The sequence below is a fragment of the Citrobacter sp. LST-B2 genome, from assembly GCF_057983045.1.
Window position 1 is genome coordinate 702,907 of record NZ_CP192598.1, and the last position, 15,203, is coordinate 718,109.

At 56.0% G+C, this 15,203-nt stretch carries 12 protein-coding genes and 4 pseudogenes; 5 read left to right on the forward strand and 11 right to left on the reverse strand.

Features of this window, described 5'->3' with window-relative positions; translation table 11 throughout:
- Positions 1 to 4: 4 nt before the first annotated feature.
- The 4 genes and pseudogenes from dhaK to ACQ0PY_RS03425 all read right to left on the reverse strand — a co-directional run.
- Positions 5 to 1,075 (reverse strand): dihydroxyacetone kinase subunit DhaK, encoded by a 1,071-nt coding sequence (dhaK, locus tag ACQ0PY_RS03410; protein WP_020077889.1) that lies wholly within the window; start codon positions 1,073 to 1,075, stop codon positions 5 to 7.
- Between the two features lie 188 nt (positions 1,076 to 1,263).
- Positions 1,264 to 1,458 carry a hypothetical protein gene (locus ACQ0PY_RS03415; protein ID WP_306292842.1) on the reverse strand — a complete coding sequence of 65 codons (195 nt, stop codon included), beginning with the start codon at positions 1,456 to 1,458 and terminating at the stop codon, positions 1,264 to 1,266.
- Complete coding sequence (locus ACQ0PY_RS03420; RefSeq protein WP_032669182.1) at positions 1,440 to 2,420, reverse strand: IS5-like element ISKpn26 family transposase; 981 nt, start codon at positions 2,418 to 2,420, stop codon at positions 1,440 to 1,442. Before ACQ0PY_RS03420 ends, ACQ0PY_RS03415 begins: the two co-directional genes overlap by 19 nt.
- A gap of 67 nt (positions 2,421 to 2,487) precedes the next feature.
- A pseudogene (locus tag ACQ0PY_RS03425) lies at positions 2,488 to 3,303 on the reverse strand (IS1595-like element ISKpn3 family transposase); the annotation flags it as partial.
- Positions 3,304 to 3,516: 213 nt separating this feature from the next.
- Here ACQ0PY_RS03425 and ACQ0PY_RS03430 point away from each other — a divergent pair.
- From ACQ0PY_RS03430 to ACQ0PY_RS03440, 3 genes are read left to right on the forward strand one after another with little or no spacing between them, the layout of a single operon-like run.
- Positions 3,517 to 4,554 (forward strand): extracellular solute-binding protein, encoded by a 1,038-nt coding sequence (locus tag ACQ0PY_RS03430; protein WP_032669183.1) that lies wholly within the window; start codon positions 3,517 to 3,519, stop codon positions 4,552 to 4,554.
- A complete protein-coding gene (locus ACQ0PY_RS03435; protein WP_032669185.1) occupies positions 4,538 to 6,226 on the forward strand; it encodes an ABC transporter permease in 1,689 nt (562 codons plus the stop codon). Before ACQ0PY_RS03430 ends, ACQ0PY_RS03435 begins: the two co-directional genes overlap by 17 nt.
- 10 nt (positions 6,227 to 6,236) lie before the next feature.
- Positions 6,237 to 6,920 carry an ABC transporter ATP-binding protein gene (locus tag ACQ0PY_RS03440; RefSeq protein WP_032669186.1) on the forward strand — a complete coding sequence of 228 codons (684 nt, stop codon included), beginning with the start codon at positions 6,237 to 6,239 and terminating at the stop codon, positions 6,918 to 6,920.
- Positions 6,921 to 6,944: 24 nt separating this feature from the next.
- Here ACQ0PY_RS03440 and ACQ0PY_RS03445 read toward each other — a convergent pair.
- The 3 pseudogenes from ACQ0PY_RS03445 to ACQ0PY_RS03455 form a co-directional block, all read right to left on the reverse strand.
- A pseudogene (locus tag ACQ0PY_RS03445) lies at positions 6,945 to 7,670 on the reverse strand (L,D-transpeptidase family protein); the annotation flags it as partial.
- Positions 7,668 to 8,455: pseudogene (locus tag ACQ0PY_RS03450) on the reverse strand (IS3-like element ISSen4 family transposase); the annotation flags it as partial. The pseudogenes ACQ0PY_RS03445 and ACQ0PY_RS03450, both read right to left, overlap by 3 nt.
- A 69-nt stretch (positions 8,456 to 8,524) precedes the next feature.
- Positions 8,525 to 8,839: pseudogene (locus tag ACQ0PY_RS03455) on the reverse strand (dihydroxyacetone kinase subunit DhaK); the annotation flags it as partial.
- Between the two features lie 560 nt (positions 8,840 to 9,399).
- Here ACQ0PY_RS03455 and ACQ0PY_RS03460 point away from each other — a divergent pair.
- Both ACQ0PY_RS03460 and dhaR read left to right on the forward strand, forming a co-directional pair.
- Positions 9,400 to 10,497 (forward strand): glycerol dehydrogenase, encoded by a 1,098-nt coding sequence (locus ACQ0PY_RS03460; RefSeq protein WP_042922263.1) that lies wholly within the window; start codon positions 9,400 to 9,402, stop codon positions 10,495 to 10,497.
- A gap of 101 nt (positions 10,498 to 10,598) precedes the next feature.
- The gene (gene dhaR, locus ACQ0PY_RS03465; protein ID WP_042921246.1) at positions 10,599 to 12,524 is read left to right on the forward strand and encodes a dihydroxyacetone kinase operon transcriptional regulator DhaR; all 1,926 of its coding nucleotides are present in this window, start codon (positions 10,599 to 10,601) and stop codon (positions 12,522 to 12,524) included.
- Here the strand turns inward: dhaR and ACQ0PY_RS03470 are convergent.
- The 4 genes from ACQ0PY_RS03470 to ACQ0PY_RS03485 are packed head-to-tail and all read right to left on the reverse strand — an operon-like array spanning position 12,502 to position 15,020.
- Positions 12,502 to 13,032 (reverse strand): cob(I)yrinic acid a,c-diamide adenosyltransferase, encoded by a 531-nt coding sequence (locus ACQ0PY_RS03470; protein ID WP_004210508.1) that lies wholly within the window; start codon positions 13,030 to 13,032, stop codon positions 12,502 to 12,504. The genes dhaR and ACQ0PY_RS03470 overlap by 23 nt on opposite strands.
- Positions 13,033 to 13,386, reverse strand: a complete 354-nt coding sequence (locus ACQ0PY_RS03475) for a glycerol dehydratase reactivase beta/small subunit family protein (protein ID WP_002917678.1) — start codon at positions 13,384 to 13,386, stop codon at positions 13,033 to 13,035.
- 20 nt (positions 13,387 to 13,406) lie between these two features.
- Positions 13,407 to 14,570 carry a 1,3-propanediol dehydrogenase gene (dhaT, locus tag ACQ0PY_RS03480; protein ID WP_023336801.1) on the reverse strand — a complete coding sequence of 388 codons (1,164 nt, stop codon included), beginning with the start codon at positions 14,568 to 14,570 and terminating at the stop codon, positions 13,407 to 13,409.
- Positions 14,571 to 14,591: 21 nt separating this feature from the next.
- Positions 14,592 to 15,020: a GlcG/HbpS family heme-binding protein gene (locus ACQ0PY_RS03485; protein ID WP_014599267.1), complete on the reverse strand. Its 429-nt coding sequence runs from the start codon at positions 15,018 to 15,020 to the stop codon at positions 14,592 to 14,594.
- Between the last annotated feature and the right edge of the window lie 183 nt (positions 15,021 to 15,203).

The following is a 15,203-nucleotide window of genomic DNA, read 5'->3' on the forward strand; positions in this document are numbered from 1 at the left end:
CTCCTTATTTTCCCCAGTTCAGCGCTGGGGTATGGACCGGGGCGTCCCATAACGCCAGCGTGTCATCATCCGCTTTCAGCAGGGTGATGGAGAAACCCGCCATATCCAGCGAGGTGCAGTAGCTGCCGATGAGGTTGCGTTCAATCACAATGCCGGACGCTTCGCAGCGCTGGGCAAGGCGGTTGTAAACGCCGTACAGTTCGGAAAGCGGGGTGGCGCCGAGGTTATTGACCAGCGCGATAACCCGATCGCCGTTTTGCAGCGCGGTTTTGCTCTGTTTCACTTCCTGCCACGCTCCCTTGACGTTATCCCACTGGCGCAGCGTGCGGCTGTATGCGCCGTTTTCCAGCAGGGTATCGAACATCTCATCGACGGTTTGGTCGAGCGAGCTGAAGCGGCGGCGGTCGATACCCGGCTCGCCATGGATGCCGACGCCGAACTCCATCTCATCATCTTTCAGGGTAAAGGAGGGCTGTCCGGCGGCCGGTACGGTGCAGGCGCCCAGCGCGATGCCAATCGAGTGACCAAGGTTATTTAAACGGCGGCCCAGTTCAGCGCAGGCTTCCAGCGAGTCGCCGCGTTCGGCGGCGGCGCCGACCAGTTTTTCAATCAGCACGGTATTGGCGACGCCGCGGCGTCCGGCGGTATAGAGGCTGTCTTTTACCGCCACGTCGTCATCCACCACGACGGTGGTAACCTTAACGCCACTTTCGTGCAGCAGCTCGGTGGCGGTCTCAAAATTCAGGATGTCGCCGGTATAGTTTTTGATAATCAGCAGGACGCCTTCGCCGCCGTCAATCTGCATCGCGCATTCGAACATTTTGTCCGGCGTCGGCGAGGTGAAAATTTCCCCCGGACAGGCGCCGGAGAGCATGCCCTGGCCGATGTAGCCGCAGTGCATCGGTTCGTGTCCGCTGCCGCCGCCGGAGAGCAGCGCCACTTTGCCGGCGACCGGTGCATCAGCGCGGGTGACATAGACCGGGTCCTGGTGCAGCGTCAGTTCAGGATGCGCCTTCGCCAGGCCGATAAGCTGTTCACTCAGTACATCTTCCACACGGTTAATCAGTTTTTTCATTGTTTATGCTCCGTAGGGTAGGGGGAGGTCGCCTGTCTATAAGGGTAGCCCGGCGATGTAGTGATTCTGGCTGAGCGGGCGCAAAATAAAATGCCGTCAAAATTGATTCCATAACGGAACGTAGAAAAGAATTTTTGTTCCTTTATGGAACATTAATTGCCGATAAACAGGAGAAATGCGAGCCAGCGCTAATAATTTGTCCGTTTTTTTCTGCTATGGAAGGTGCGAATAAGCAGGTCATTTCTTCCCAAGCTGACTCGCTGATTAAAATTTCGCGGATCTGGGCCGATTTTTTTCCCGCAAACACATCGAATCAGCCTATTTAGGCTATTTTTTCCACCATTTCTGGCGTTATTTCCGGTTTTTACTGAGATCTCTCCCACTGACGTATCATTTGGTCCACCCGAAACAGGTTGGCCAGGGTGAATAACATCGCCAGTTGGTTATCGTTTTTCAGCAGCCCCTTGTATCTGGCTTTCACGAAGCCGAACTGCCGCTTGATGATGCGAAACGGGTGCTCCACCTTGGCACGGATGCTGGCTTTCATGTATTCGATGTTGATGGCCGTTTTGTTCTTGCGCGGATGCTGCTTCAAGGTTTTTACCTTGCCGGGACGCTCGGCGATCAGCCAGTCCACATCCACCTCGGCCAGCTCCTCGCGCTGTGGCGCTCCTTGGTAGCCGGCATCGGCTGAGACAAATTGCTCCTCTCCATGAAGCAGATTACCCGGCTGATTGAGGTCATGCTCGTTGGCCGCGGTGGTGACTAGGCTGTGGGTCAGGCCACTCTTGGCATCGACACCAATGTGGGCCTTCATGCCAAAGTGCCACTGATTGCCTTTCTTGGTCTGATGCATCTCCGGATCGCGTTGCTGCTCTTTGTTCTTGGTCGAGCTGGGTGCCTCAATGATGGTGGCATCGACCAAGGTGCCTTGAGTCATCATGACGCCTGCTTCGGCCAGCCAGCGATTGATGGTCTTGAACAATTGGCGGGCCAGTTGATGCTGCTCCAGCAGGTGGCGGAAATTCATGATGGTGGTGCGGTCAGGCAAGGCGCTATCCAGGGATAATCGGGCAAACAGGCGCATGGAGGCGATTTCGTACAGGGCATCTTCCATGGCACCGTCGCTCAGGTTGTACCAATGCTGCATGCAGTGAATACGCAGCATGGTCTCCAGCGGATAGGGCCGTCGGCCATTGCCCGCCTTGGGATAAAACGGCTCGATGACAGCGGTCATATTCTGCCATGGCAAAATCTGCTCCATGCGGGAGAGGAAAATCTCTTTTCGGGTCTGACGGCGCTTAGTGCTGAATTCACTATCGGCGAAGGTGAGTTGATGGCTCATGATGTCCCTCTGGGATGCGCTCCGGATGAATATGATGATCTCATATCAGGAACTTGTTCGCACCTTCCCTTGGTAAATGCTTCGCTCCGAGCTTATGACAACTGCCCCGCAGCGAGTTTTTCACATTTCCTATCATCGTGTTTACCCAGTTGAATGCCGGATGATCCAGCCAGTCCAGGTTGCCCCTGGTGACAACACCCAGGTGCTCACAATTGGCCTCCTTGACCGCTTTGAAACAGGCCAATCCATCGGATATCACCGCGCTACCACTGGCAATATGCCGTTTTGCCCAATCAGCAACGGACTTGGTTTTGAAACCATCGACCACCGTCATCCGCATCTTGATTGGATGTCCTTCCTTGTTCAGGGCCACTGCTGCCACAAACGGCGTCTTGCCTGCCGCGCCCCGACCCCGTTTGCCACCACGGCGCTCGCCACCCCAGTAGACATCATCGAGCTGAATGATGCCGCTGATGGGCTGCTTGTCATCGGACTCTTTCATGGCTTGCAGCAGCTTGTGCTTGAGCATCCAGGCGGTGTCATATTTGACGCCCAACTGGCGCTTTAGCTCCATCGCTGACAAGCCTGTTTTGGTTTGTGACAACAGGTGCATTGCCAGAAACCACTTGGTCAGTGGGAGCTTGGTGTTTGCGAAAATCGTGTTTCCAGTCAATGACATCTGGTGACGGCAGTGATTGCATTGCCACACACGTGGCCGCCTTCTCAGGCGACAACAGGTCTTGTTGGCACATTCAGGGCAGACAAAGCCGTTAGGAAAACGCCAAGTGAACAGCGCGTTTTCGCACTGAGCCTCAGTGCCATAGTCCTTGAGAAACTCAAACAGGCTGTAGCCTTTCTGGAATTGGATTTTGCTTTTGGCCATGATCTCGCACCTCGATAACTGTACGTAAGATCAGTATAGTTCGTGGTAACTGACTGCTAATCATGGGTAATCAGGTAAAGTTATGTAAATGTAAATCGTTTAAACTTTGCAATTATTGTAAGTGCTAGTGATTATCATTTATTGTACGCGAGCCAAAGGAACGATCCCCCCGCTCGGTTCACTGTACGTTCCAATTACTCTGGGATATAAACGATGAATTCTCTGCCTCGCGCCGGACTGCGCCGTATCACATTTGCCTCTGTCCTGGTCTTCTCAGTTAGCCTACCGGCGTTCGCTCAGGAAACGTTAACGCTCTATACCACCCGTGAACCGGGTCTGATCCAGCCTTTGCTTGATAGCTGGACCAAAACCAGCGGCATCAAAGTCAGTACGGTCTATATCAAGGACGGTATGCTTGAGCGCGTTAAAGCTGAAGGTAAAAATTCACCTGCCGACCTGCTGATGACCGTCGATGCCGGTAACCTCATTGATTTAGTGGAAGCGGGTGTAACTCAGCCTGTAGAGTCAGAAGCACTAAAAACCGCTATTCCGGCTAATCTGCGCGGCGCAGATAATCAGTGGTTTGCGCTGTCGATGCGTGCCCGCGTGCTGTATGCCGAGAAGTCACTGCCAATCGATAACTGGCATTACGAACAACTCGCCAGCCCTGAGTACAAAGGTAAAGTCTGTATTCGTTCCGGACAGCACCCGTATAACACGGCGCTGATCGCCGCAATGATTGCTCATCACGGTGAAGCAAAGACCGAAGAATGGCTGCGCGGTGTGAAAGCTAACCTGGCGCGTAAAGCTACCGGTGGCGACCGCGATGTTGCTCGCGATATTCTCGGCCGAATTTGCGATATTGGTCTCGCCAACTCCTATTACGTCGGCCATATGAAAAACGCCAAAGAAGGCAGTGATGCACGTCAGTGGGGCGATGCGATTAAAGTCGTTAAACCCACCTTTGAAAATGGCGGTACACACGTCAACATCAGTGGCGCAGCTGTAGCCCGCTATGCGCCAAATAAAGCCGATGCCGTTAAGCTGATGGAATATCTGGTTTCCGCACCTGCCCAGCAGCAGTATGCGAAAGCGAACTTCGAATACCCGGTACTGAAAGGCGTGACGCTTGATCCGGTTATCAGCGCAACTATTGGTGAAATCAACGTCGATAAAACGCCGTTAACCGAAATCGTTAAATATCGTAAACAAGCTAGTCTGCTGGTAGATAAAGTTGGATTCGATCAATAAACCTCTGCAGTTTCCGACGTTACGCGGCCTGGTTTCCGGGCCGCAGTCATTATTAACGCCGCTACATCTTGGCGCACTGTGCGTAGCGCTTGGCGTTCTGACACCGATCATTGCGCTAATTTGGCAGGCTACCCAGGCCAATTTATCTCACTGGGATAATCTCCTGACGTATGTACTGCCTGCCGCACTAAAAAATACCGTGCTGTTATTAGCCGGTGTCGCGGTGATGGTCGGCGTGATTGGCGTAGGCAGCGCATGGGCGGTAACGGCATGGGATTTTCCTGGACGTAAAATTCTTAGCTGGGCGTTACTGTTGCCGCTGGCAATGCCAACCTACATTGTGGCCTTTGCGTGGCTCGATCTGCTGCATCCGATTGGCCCCCTGCAAACCTTTATCCGTTTTTTACTGGGCTTTGACAGCCCAAGACAGTTCCGGCTGCCAGATTTACGCTCACTTTCCGGCGCAATCATCCTGCTCGGATTAGTGCTTTACCCATACGTGTATCTGACAACCCGCGCTATGTTTATCAGCCAGCCCGCCCATTTACTGGAAGCCGCACGCACGCTGGGATGCAGCGCAACCGGAACCTTTTTTCGTGTTGCTTTGCCCATGGCCCGTCCGGCACTGGCCGTTGGGATCAGCCTGGCACTGCTGGAAACGCTCAACGATATTGGCGCATCGGAGTTTCTCGGGGTACAGACGTTAACCGTTACCGTGTACACCACATGGATCTCGCGTTCTGATTTATCTGCTGCGGCGCAAATTGCCTGCATGATGCTGATGTTTATATTCCTGATTCTGACACTGGAATTTTATGGTCGCAGAAAACAAGGATTCAGCAGCCGCAGCCTGCGGGAAATTCAACCTTCGCGCGTGCAGGGCTGGCGCGGTTGGCTGCTCGGTGGCGTTATTTCACTGCCGGTTGTACTGGGTTTTCTGGCACCGGTACTGTTTTTAATGTGGGAAAGCGCCAAACGCATAGGCGATGAGAACCCCCTTTCCTCTTCGTTACTGTCAGCATTGCAAAATACGCTATCGCTGGCAGCGGGAACCACGCTGGTGGTGGTTTGTGTCAGTATGCTGGTGGCCTGGAGCGCCCGCCATAGCGCCGCAGACAACGCCATGCCGGGATTTCGTCGCGGCGTGATGCGTCTGGCCTCTTTAGGCTATGCGGTTCCCGGCACAATTCTGGCGATTGGTTTTTTACCCCCCGCCATGGCTGTCGACCGCTGGCTGGCCGATTTACTGGATGTTCGCGGCCTGCCGCTGATGTCCGCAGGGATCCTGCTGGTAATTTGTTGTGCCATGCGATTCCAGGCGATTGCCATTGGCGCGCTGGATTCTGGTCTGGGCCGCATTCCACCTTCGCTGGAACAGGCGTCTCGTCTGTTGGGCGAGAATGGTGCGGGGACGTTTGCACGAGTCCATTTTCCCCTGCTGCGCCCGGCATTAGTCAGCAGTGCCCTGCTGGTTTTTGCTGATGCCATGAAAGAGCTGCCAACAACGTTGCTTTTGCGCCCGGTCAATTTTGAAACGCTGGCAACGTTACTGTATGCGGAAGCCGCACGTGGAACCTATGAAGAAGGTGCTATCGCCGCGCTAATGATTGTTTTAGCTGGCACGCTACCGGTTATTTTGTTGGTGCGTCACCAAATGACTCGCCGTGGTTAAGAGAGCAACAATGTCAGAAATTGCATTACGACTCCAGGATGTACACGTTGCTTATGGCAACAGCCAGCAATCGGTACTGAGCGGATTTTCAATGTCGGTACGTAAAGGTGAAATTGCCTGTCTGCTGGGTGCCTCAGGCTGCGGAAAAACCACGGTACTACGCGCAGTTGCCGGATTTGAACGCCTGCAAAACGGAGAGATCTATGTGTCACAGCGACGTGTTGCCGGTCCCGGCGTTCATCTGCCACCGGAAAAACGTCATGTCGGCATGGTCTTCCAGGAGTATGCGTTATTCCCCCATCTGACCGCGCAGCAAAATGTGGCCTTTGGATTGCGTCGCATGCCGCGTGAGGAACAACAGGCCAGAGTGACTGAGCTGTTGAAAATGGTGGAGTTACACAGCCATGCCAACCGCTATCCGCATGAGCTTTCCGGCGGGCAACAACAGCGTATCGCCCTTGCGCGCGCGTTGGCGCCACATCCGGAAATCCTGTTGCTGGATGAACCCTTCTCCAGCCTGGATAAGCGCACACGTGAGCGTCTTGGCAACGAGGTACGGGATATTTTGCGCGCCGCCGGGCAAACGGCGCTGTTGGTTACCCACAGTGAACACGAAGCCCAACTAATGGCTGACCATATTGGCGTGGTAAAAATGGGGCAGTATCAAATTAAAAAAGCGACCCATCCGACCTGAAGGTCAACAAAGTCGCCCTGAAAATTAATAATGCTTCTGTACCAGGCTGATGTTCACCGGCATACCGGAGCGCCTTTCCAGTGCCTGGCTCCCGCGGCTCACATCCACGTCATTCCCGCTGATAAAGGTGCGCAAAGCGGGAGTGACTGACAAAGGCACCTTTCTGTCAGACTCGTATTCCGAACGGTTTCGTGACAGCGGCTCATGTACTTCCACCCAGCGACTACCGTCCGGCTCTTCGCTGTATTTCACCGGTCGGTCAATTAATTGTACACGCGTCCCTACAGGCACCGTATCAAACAGGTGCTTGATGTCATCATTCCGCAAACGGATGCACCCCTGACTTACCCGCAAACCAATACCGAAATTGGCATTTGTCCCGTGAATGGCATAAAGCCTGCCAATATAAATTGCATACAGGCCCATCGGATTTTCTGGCCCGGCAGGAACAAAAGCCGGCAAGCTTTCACCGCGAGCGGCGTATTCACGTCGGGTATTTGGCGTCGGCGTCCAGCTTGGTGCTTCCTGCTTACGTTCGACCGCCGTCACCCAGTTACGCGGCGTTTCTCTACCCGCCTGACCAATGTCAATGGGTAAAACCTCAACCGTATTGCTGCCAGCAGGATAATAGTAAAGCCGCATCTCGGCGACGTTGATGACAATCCCCTCGCGCACGGTATCCGGAAGTATCAGTTGCTGCGGCACAACCAGCGTTGAACCCGATTTAGGCAGAAAAACATCGACGCCCGGATAGCCTCGAAACAGTGCAATGCTGTCCAGAATACGCGTGACCTGAACGCCTGAAATCCCAAAGGCAACAGTGACCGTCAGGCATTCCTTTGTGAAATCATCGACGCAGGTAAGACACTTGATCCTGCGACCGGTGGAAAGTGCGTCCATGACGAAATCCATCGACCAGGTCAGATTGGGCGCCGCCGGACGGAGCAGCGGCAGACGTTCTGTTGCCAGCCCTTTACGACGTCTTCTGCGTTTTACGCCCAGGCCACTGAGGTGATAAAGCCGGTACACGCGCTTATGATTAACATGAAGCCCTTCACGGCGCAGCAACTGGCAAATACGACGGTAGCCAAAACGCCTGCGCTCCAGTGCCAGCTCAGTGATGCGCCCTGATAAATGCGCATCAGCAGCCGGACGGTGAGCCTCATAGCGGCAGGTCGACAGGGATAAACCTGTAAGCCTGCAGGCACGACGTTGCGACAGACCGGTCGCATCACACATCAACATCACGGCTTCCCGCTTCTGGTCTGTCGTCAGTACTTTCGCCCAAGAGCCACCTGAAGCGCCTCTTTATCCAGCATGGCTTCGGCAAGCAGCTTCTTGAGTCTGGCGTTCTCTTCCTCAAGCGACTTCAGGCGCTTAACTTCAGGCACCTCCATACCGCCATACTTCTTACGCCAGATGTAAAACGTGGCATCGGAAATGGCATGCTTGCGGCAGAGTTCACGGGCGGGTACCCCAGCTTCGGCTTCGCGGAGAATACTGATGATCTGTTCGTCGGAAAAACGCTTCTTCATGGGGATGTCCTCATGTGGCTTATGAAGACATTACTAACATCGGGGTGTACTAATCAACGGGGAGCAGGTCAGACAGCCCGCCTCGCCGGTCACCGCCTGAATCGCGGTGAGTACCGCATCGACGCTCGGCGAGGCGAACAGATCGCCGCAGACCGCGGCGGTCAGCATGCCTTTACCAATAAAGCCGACGTGCGCCGGTTCATGGCCGGAGCCGCCGCCGGAAATCACCGCCACGTTGTTTTTATTCAGATCGCGGCGTACCACTACACGGATCGCCGGGTCGCTCTCCAGACGCGCCAGGTTATTCCACGGGCTGGTGATAATTGTACCGTCGATCACGTCGCTAACGAGATGGGGGCGTTGATTAAAAAAGAATTGAGACATAACGGCTCCTCGAGGTTGAGTGTAAGACAACCCCCCGAATGCATGTTCATGGTGCGGAGGCGATAGAGAGATTCTGGCGAAGTCAGCATGGAAAAAAACAACACGAAAATGAGTTTCATTACGAAACGTGATTGCTGTTTTTTGTTCCGAAATGAAACTTAATTAGGCGAGAAATCATCACAATGCGAACTCGCTCGACTTTTTCCTCCTGCGATCAGAGCAGGCCACACGGCGCAGTCAGTCTTTTTTGCGGGGCTTTACCCAGGATGGCGCGTAATTGGGGAAATTTATCATCGTGTTTGTCGGTAATTTCGCGGTAACGGAACGGATCGAGATCGCAAATCTCATTATTTTTGTGGTTAAGCGTTCCAATATGAAACGCATGTCATTTTTATCTGTTCCATATCAGAACAAAATGACGAAAGATTTTTTTGTACACGCCTCGCCATACAGTTATTACATCGCTCCGGTACGTCCGCTTTCGCCGTCAACATCAGGCTAAACGGGTTAACGCCAGGGCTCACCATGTAAAAACATGTACTTATTTGAGGATGAAAGGAATGCTAAAAGTTATTCAATCTCCAGCCAAATATCTCCAGGGTCCTGACGCTTCTACCTTATTTGGTCAATACGCTAAAAATCTGGCGGACAGCTTTTTCGTGATTGCGGACGACTTCGTCATGAAGCTGGCGGGAGAAAAGGTACTCAATGGCCTGCACAGCCATGACATTAGCTGCCACGCGGAACGCTTCAACGGTGAATGCAGCCATGTTGAAATTAATCGCCTGATTGCCATTCTGAAAAAACACGGTTGCCGCGGCGTGGTTGGGATTGGCGGTGGGAAAACGTTAGATACCGCCAAAGCAATTGGTTATTACCAGAAGCTGCCGGTAGTGGTGATCCCGACCATCGCCTCAACCGATGCGCCAACCAGCGCGCTGTCCGTTATCTATACCGAAGCGGGTGAGTTTGAAGAGTATCTGATCTACCCGAAAAACCCGGATATGGTGGTGATGGATACCGCAATTATTGCCAAAGCGCCGGTACGTCTGCTGGTGGCCGGGATGGGCGATGCGCTCTCGACCTGGTTTGAAGCGAAAGCCTGTTATGACGCTCGGGCGATCAGCATGGCGGGCGGGCAGTCCACCGTGGCGGCGCTGAGCCTGGCGCGCCTGTGCTATGATACGCTGCTGGCGGAGGGCGAAAAGGCCCGTCTGGCGGCGCAGGCCGGGGTAGTGACCGAAGCGCTGGAGCGCATCATCGAGGCGAACACTTACCTCAGCGGCATTGGCTTTGAAAGCAGTGGCCTGGCCGCCGCCCACGCAATCCACAACGGTTTCACCATTCTTGAAGAGTGCCACCATCTGTATCACGGTGAGAAAGTGGCCTTCGGTACCCTGGCGCAGCTGGTGCTACAGAACAGCCCGATGGACGAGATTGAAACGGTGCTGGGCTTCTGCCAGCGCGTCGGCCTGCCGGTGACGCTCGCGCAGATGGGCGTCAAAGAGGGGATCGACGAGAAAATCGCCGCGGTGGCGAAAGCCACCTGCGCGGAAGGGGAAACCATCCATAATATGCCGTTTGCGGTGACCCCGGAGAGCGTCCATGCCGCTATCCTCACCGCCGATCTGTTAGGCCAGCAGTGGCTGGCGCGTTAATTCGCGGTGGCTAAACCGCTGGCCCAGGTCAGCGGTTTTTCTTTCTCCCCTCCGGCAGTCGCTGCCGGAGGGGTTCTCTATGGTACAACGCGGAAAAGGATATGACTGTTCAGACTCAGGAAACCGGGAAGGTGGTCTCTTCCGTCATCGCCCAGTCATGGCACCGCTGCAGCAAGTTTATGCAGCGCGAAACCTGGCAAACGCCGCACCAGGCCCAGGGCCTGACCTTCGACTCCATCTGTCGGCGTAAAACCGCGCTGCTGACCATCGGCCAGGCGGCGCTGGAAGACGCCTGGGAGTTTATGGACGGCCGCCCCTGCGCGCTGTTTATTCTTGATGAGTCTGCCTGCATCCTGAGCCGTTGCGGCGAGCCGCAAACCCTGGCCCAGCTGGCTGCCCTGGGATTTCGCGACGGCAGCTATTGTGCGGAGAGCATTATCGGCACCTGCGCGCTGTCGCTGGCCGCGATGCAGGGCCAGCCGATCAACACCGCCGGCGATCGGCATTTTAAGCAGGCGCTACAGCCATGGAGTTTTTGCTCGACGCCGGTGTTTGATAACCACGGGCGGCTGTTCGGCTCTATCTCGCTTTGCTGTCTGGTCGAGTACCAGTCCAGCGCCGACCTCTCCCTGACGCTGGCCATCGCCCGCGAGGTGGGTAACTCCCTGCTTACCGACAGCCTGCTGGCGGAATCTAACCGTCACCTCAATCAGATGTACGGCCTGCTGGAGAGCATGGACGATGGGGTGATGGCGTGGAACGAACAGGGCGTGCTGCAGTTTCTCAATGTTCAGGCGGCGAGACTGCTGCATCTTGATGCTCAGGCCAGCCAGGGGAAAAATATCGCCGATCTGGTGACCCTCCCGGCGCTGCTGCGCCGCGCCATCAAACACGCCCGTGGCCTGAATCACGTCGAAGTCACCTTTGAAAGTCAGCATCAGTTTGTCGATGCGGTGATCACCTTAAAACCGATTGTCGAGGCGCAAGGCAACAGTTTTATTCTGCTGCTGCACCCGGTGGAGCAGATGCGGCAGCTGATGACCAGCCAGCTCGGTAAAGTGAGCCACACCTTTGAGCAGATGTCTGCCGACGATCCGGAAACCCGACGCCTGATCCACTTTGGCCGCCAGGCGGCGCGCGGTGGCTTCCCGGTGCTGCTGTGCGGCGAAGAGGGGGTTGGGAAAGAGCTGCTGAGCCAGGCTATCCACAATGAAAGCGAACGGGCGGGCGGCCCCTACATCGCCGTCAACTGCCAGCTATATGCCGACAGCGTGCTGGGCCAGGACTTTATGGGCAGCGCCCCTACCGACGATGAAAATGGTCGCCTGAGCCGCCTTGAGCTGGCCAACGGCGGCACCCTGTTTCTGGAAAAGATCGAGTATCTGGCGCCGGAGCTGCAGTCGGCCCTGCTGCAGGTGATTAAGCAGGGCGTGCTCACCCGCCTCGACGCCCGGCGCCTGATCCCGGTGGATGTGAAGGTGATTGCCACCACCACCGTCGATCTGGCCAATCTTGTGGAACAGAACCGCTTTAGCCGCCAGCTGTACTATGCGCTGCACTCCTTTGAGATCGTCATCCCGCCGCTGCGCGCCCGACGCAACAGTATTCCGTCGCTGGTGCATAACCGGTTGAAGAGCCTGGAGAAGCGTTTCTCTTCGCGACTGAAAGTGGACGATGACGCGCTGGCGCAGCTGGTGGCCTACTCATGGCCGGGGAATGATTTTGAGCTCAACAGCGTCATTGAGAATATCGCCATCAGCAGCGACAACGGCCACATTCGCCTGAGTAATCTGCCGGAATATCTCTTTTCCGAGCGGCCGGGCGGGGATAGCGCGTCATCGCTGCTGCCGGCCAGCCTGACCTTTAGCGCCATCGAAAAGGAAGCTATTATTCACGCCGCCCGGGTGACCAGCGGGCGGGTGCAGGAGATGTCGCAGCTGCTCAATATCGGCCGCACCACCCTGTGGCGCAAAATGAAGCAGTACGATATTGACGCCAGCCAATTCAAGCGCAAGCATCAGGCCTAGTCTCCTCGATACGCGCCATGGAGAACAGGGCATCCGACAGGCGATTGCTGTAGCGTTTGAGCGCGTCGCGCAGCGGATGCGCGCGGTCCATGGCCGTCAGCAGGCGTTCGAGCCGACGGGACTGGGTGCGCGCCACGTGCAGCTGGGCAGAGGCGAGATTCCTCCCCGGGATCACGAACTGTTTTAACGGGCCGCTCTCGGCCATATTGCGGTCGATAAGCCGCTCCAGGGCGGTGATCTCCTCTTCGCCGACCGTCTGGCTCAGGCGGGTCAGGCCCCGCGCATCGCTGGCCAGTTCAGCCCCCAGCACGAACAGCGTCTGCTGAATATGGTGCAGGCTTTCCCGGAGCCCGGCGTCGCGGGTCGTGGCGTAGCAGACGCCCAGTTGGGATATCAGTTCATCGACGGTGCCGTAGGCCTCGACGCGAATATGGTCTTTCTCGATGCGGCTGCCGCCGTACAGGGCGGTGGTGCCTTTATCCCCGGTGCGGGTATAGATACGATACATTCAGTTTCTCTCACTTAACGGCAGGACTTTAACCAGCTGCCCGGCGTTGGCGCCGAGCGTACGCAGATGATCGTCGCTATCGGTGACGTGTCCGGTAGCCAGCGGCGCGTCCGCCGGCAGCTGGGCATGAGTGAGGGCTATCTCGCCGGACGCGCTGAGCCCGATACCCACCCGCAGGGGCGAGCTTCTGGCCGCCAGGGCGCCCAGCGCAGCGGCGTCACCGCCTCCGTCATAGGTTATGGTCTGGCAGGGGACCCCCTGCTCCTCCAGCCCCCAGCACAGCTCATTGATGGCGCCGGCATGGTGCCCGCGCGGATCGTAAAACAGGCGTACGCCTGGCGGTGAAAGCGACATGACGGTCCCCTCGTTAACACTCAGAATGCCTGGCGGAAAATCGCGGCAATCTCCTGCTCGTTGCCTTTACGCGGGTTCGAGAACGCATTGCCGTCTTTCAGAGCCATCTCAGCCATGTAGGGGAAGTCGGCCTCTTTTACTCCCAGATCGCGCAGATGCTGCGGAATACCGATATCCATCGACAGACGCGTGATAGCGGCGATGGCTTTTTCCGCCGCGTCGAGAGTGGACAGTCCGGTGATATTTTCGCCCATCAGTTCAGCAATCTCGGCGAATTTCTCCGGGTTGGCGATCAGGTTGTAGCGGGCCACATGCGGCAGCAGGACAGCGTTGGCCACGCCGTGCGGCATGTCGTACAGGCCGCCCAGCTGGTGCGCCATGGCGTGCACGTAGCCGAGGTTGGCGTTATTGAAAGCCATCCCGGCCAGCAGAGAGGCATAGGCCATGTTTTCCCGCGCCTGCAGATTGCTGCCGAGGGCCACGGCCTGGCGCAGGTTGCGGGCGATGAGGCGGATCGCCTGCATGGCGGCGGCGTCCGTCACCGGGTTAGCGTCTTTGGAGATATAGGCCTCTACGGCGTGGGTCAGGGCATCCATCCCGGTCGCCGCGGTCAGGGCGGCCGGTTTACCGATCATCAGCAGCGGATCGTTGATAGAGACCGACGGCAGGTTGCGCCAGCTGACGATCACAAACTTCACTTTGGTTTCGGTGTTGGTCAGGACGCAGTGGCGGGTGACCTCGCTGGCGGTGCCGGCGGTGGTATTGACCGCGACGATAGGCGGCAGCGGGTTGGTCAGGGTCTCGATTCCGGCATACTGGTACAGATCGCCCTCATGGGTGGCGGCGATGCCGATGCCTTTGCCGCAATCGTGCGGGCTGCCGCCGCCCACGGTGACGATGATGTCGCACTGTTCGCGGCGAAACACGGCGAGGCCGTCGCGCACGTTGGTGTCTTTCGGGTTCGGCTCGACGCCGTCAAAGATCGCCACCTCGATCCCGGCCTCCCGCAGATAATGCAGGGTTTTGTCCACCGCGCCATCTTTAATTGCCCGCAGGCCTTTGTCGGTGACCAGCAGGGCTTTTTTCCCCCCCAGCAGCTGGCAGCGTTCGCCGACTACGGAAATGGCGTTGGGGCCAAAAAAGTTAACGTTTGGCACCAGATAATCAAACATACGATAGCTCATAATATACCTTCTCGCTTCAGGTTATAATGCGGAAAAACAATCCAGGGCGCACTGTGCTAATAATTGATCCTGCTCGACCGTACCGCCGCTAACGCCGACGGCGCCAATTACCTGCTCATTAAAAATAACTGGCAGGCCGCCGCCAAAAATAATAATTCGCTGTTGGTTGGTAAGCTGCAGACCGTACAGAGATTGTCCTGGCTGGACCGCTGGCGTAATTTCATGGGTACCTTGCTTCAGGCTGCAGGCGCTCCAGGCTTTATTCAGGGAAATATCGCAGCTGGAGACGAAGGCCTCGTCCATCCGCTGGATAAGCAGCGTGTTGCCTCCGCGGTCAACCACGGAAAACACCACCGCCACGTTGATCTCAGTGGCTTTTTTTTCCACCGCCGCCGCCATTTGCTGGGCGGCGGCCAGGGTGATTGTCTGAACTTGTTGGCTCTTGTTCATCATTCTCTCCCGCACCAGGATAACGCTGGCGCGAATAGTCAGTAGGGGGCGATAGTAAAAAACTATTACCATTCGGTTGGCTTGCTTTATTTTTGTCAGCGTTATTTTGTCGCCCGCCATGATTTAGTCAATAGGGTTAAAATAGCGTCGGCAAAACGTAATTAAGGGCGTTTTTTATTAATT

What these genes read in the sequence shown, in the direction of transcription:
- ACQ0PY_RS03475 (WP_002917678.1), bottom strand. Translation starts at nt 13,386, where the DNA reads ATGTCGCTTTCACCGCCAGGCGTACGCCTGTTTTACGATCCGCGCGGG.
- dhaT (WP_023336801.1), bottom strand. Translation starts at nt 14,570, where the DNA reads ATGAGCTATCGTATGTTTGATTATCTGGTGCCAAACGTTAACTTTTTT.
- ACQ0PY_RS03430 (WP_032669183.1), top strand. Translation starts at nt 3,517, where the DNA reads ATGAATTCTCTGCCTCGCGCCGGACTGCGCCGTATCACATTTGCCTCT.
- ACQ0PY_RS03460 (WP_042922263.1), top strand. Translation starts at nt 9,400, where the DNA reads ATGCTAAAAGTTATTCAATCTCCAGCCAAATATCTCCAGGGTCCTGAC.
- ACQ0PY_RS03420 (WP_032669182.1), bottom strand. Translation starts at nt 2,420, where the DNA reads ATGAGCCATCAACTCACCTTCGCCGATAGTGAATTCAGCACTAAGCGC.
- dhaR (WP_042921246.1), top strand. Translation starts at nt 10,599, where the DNA reads ATGACTGTTCAGACTCAGGAAACCGGGAAGGTGGTCTCTTCCGTCATC.
- ACQ0PY_RS03485 (WP_014599267.1), bottom strand. Translation starts at nt 15,020, where the DNA reads ATGAACAAGAGCCAACAAGTTCAGACAATCACCCTGGCCGCCGCCCAG.
- ACQ0PY_RS03440 (WP_032669186.1), top strand. Translation starts at nt 6,237, where the DNA reads ATGTCAGAAATTGCATTACGACTCCAGGATGTACACGTTGCTTATGGC.
- dhaK (WP_020077889.1), bottom strand. Translation starts at nt 1,075, where the DNA reads ATGAAAAAACTGATTAACCGTGTGGAAGATGTACTGAGTGAACAGCTT.
- ACQ0PY_RS03470 (WP_004210508.1), bottom strand. Translation starts at nt 13,032, where the DNA reads ATGTATCGTATCTATACCCGCACCGGGGATAAAGGCACCACCGCCCTG.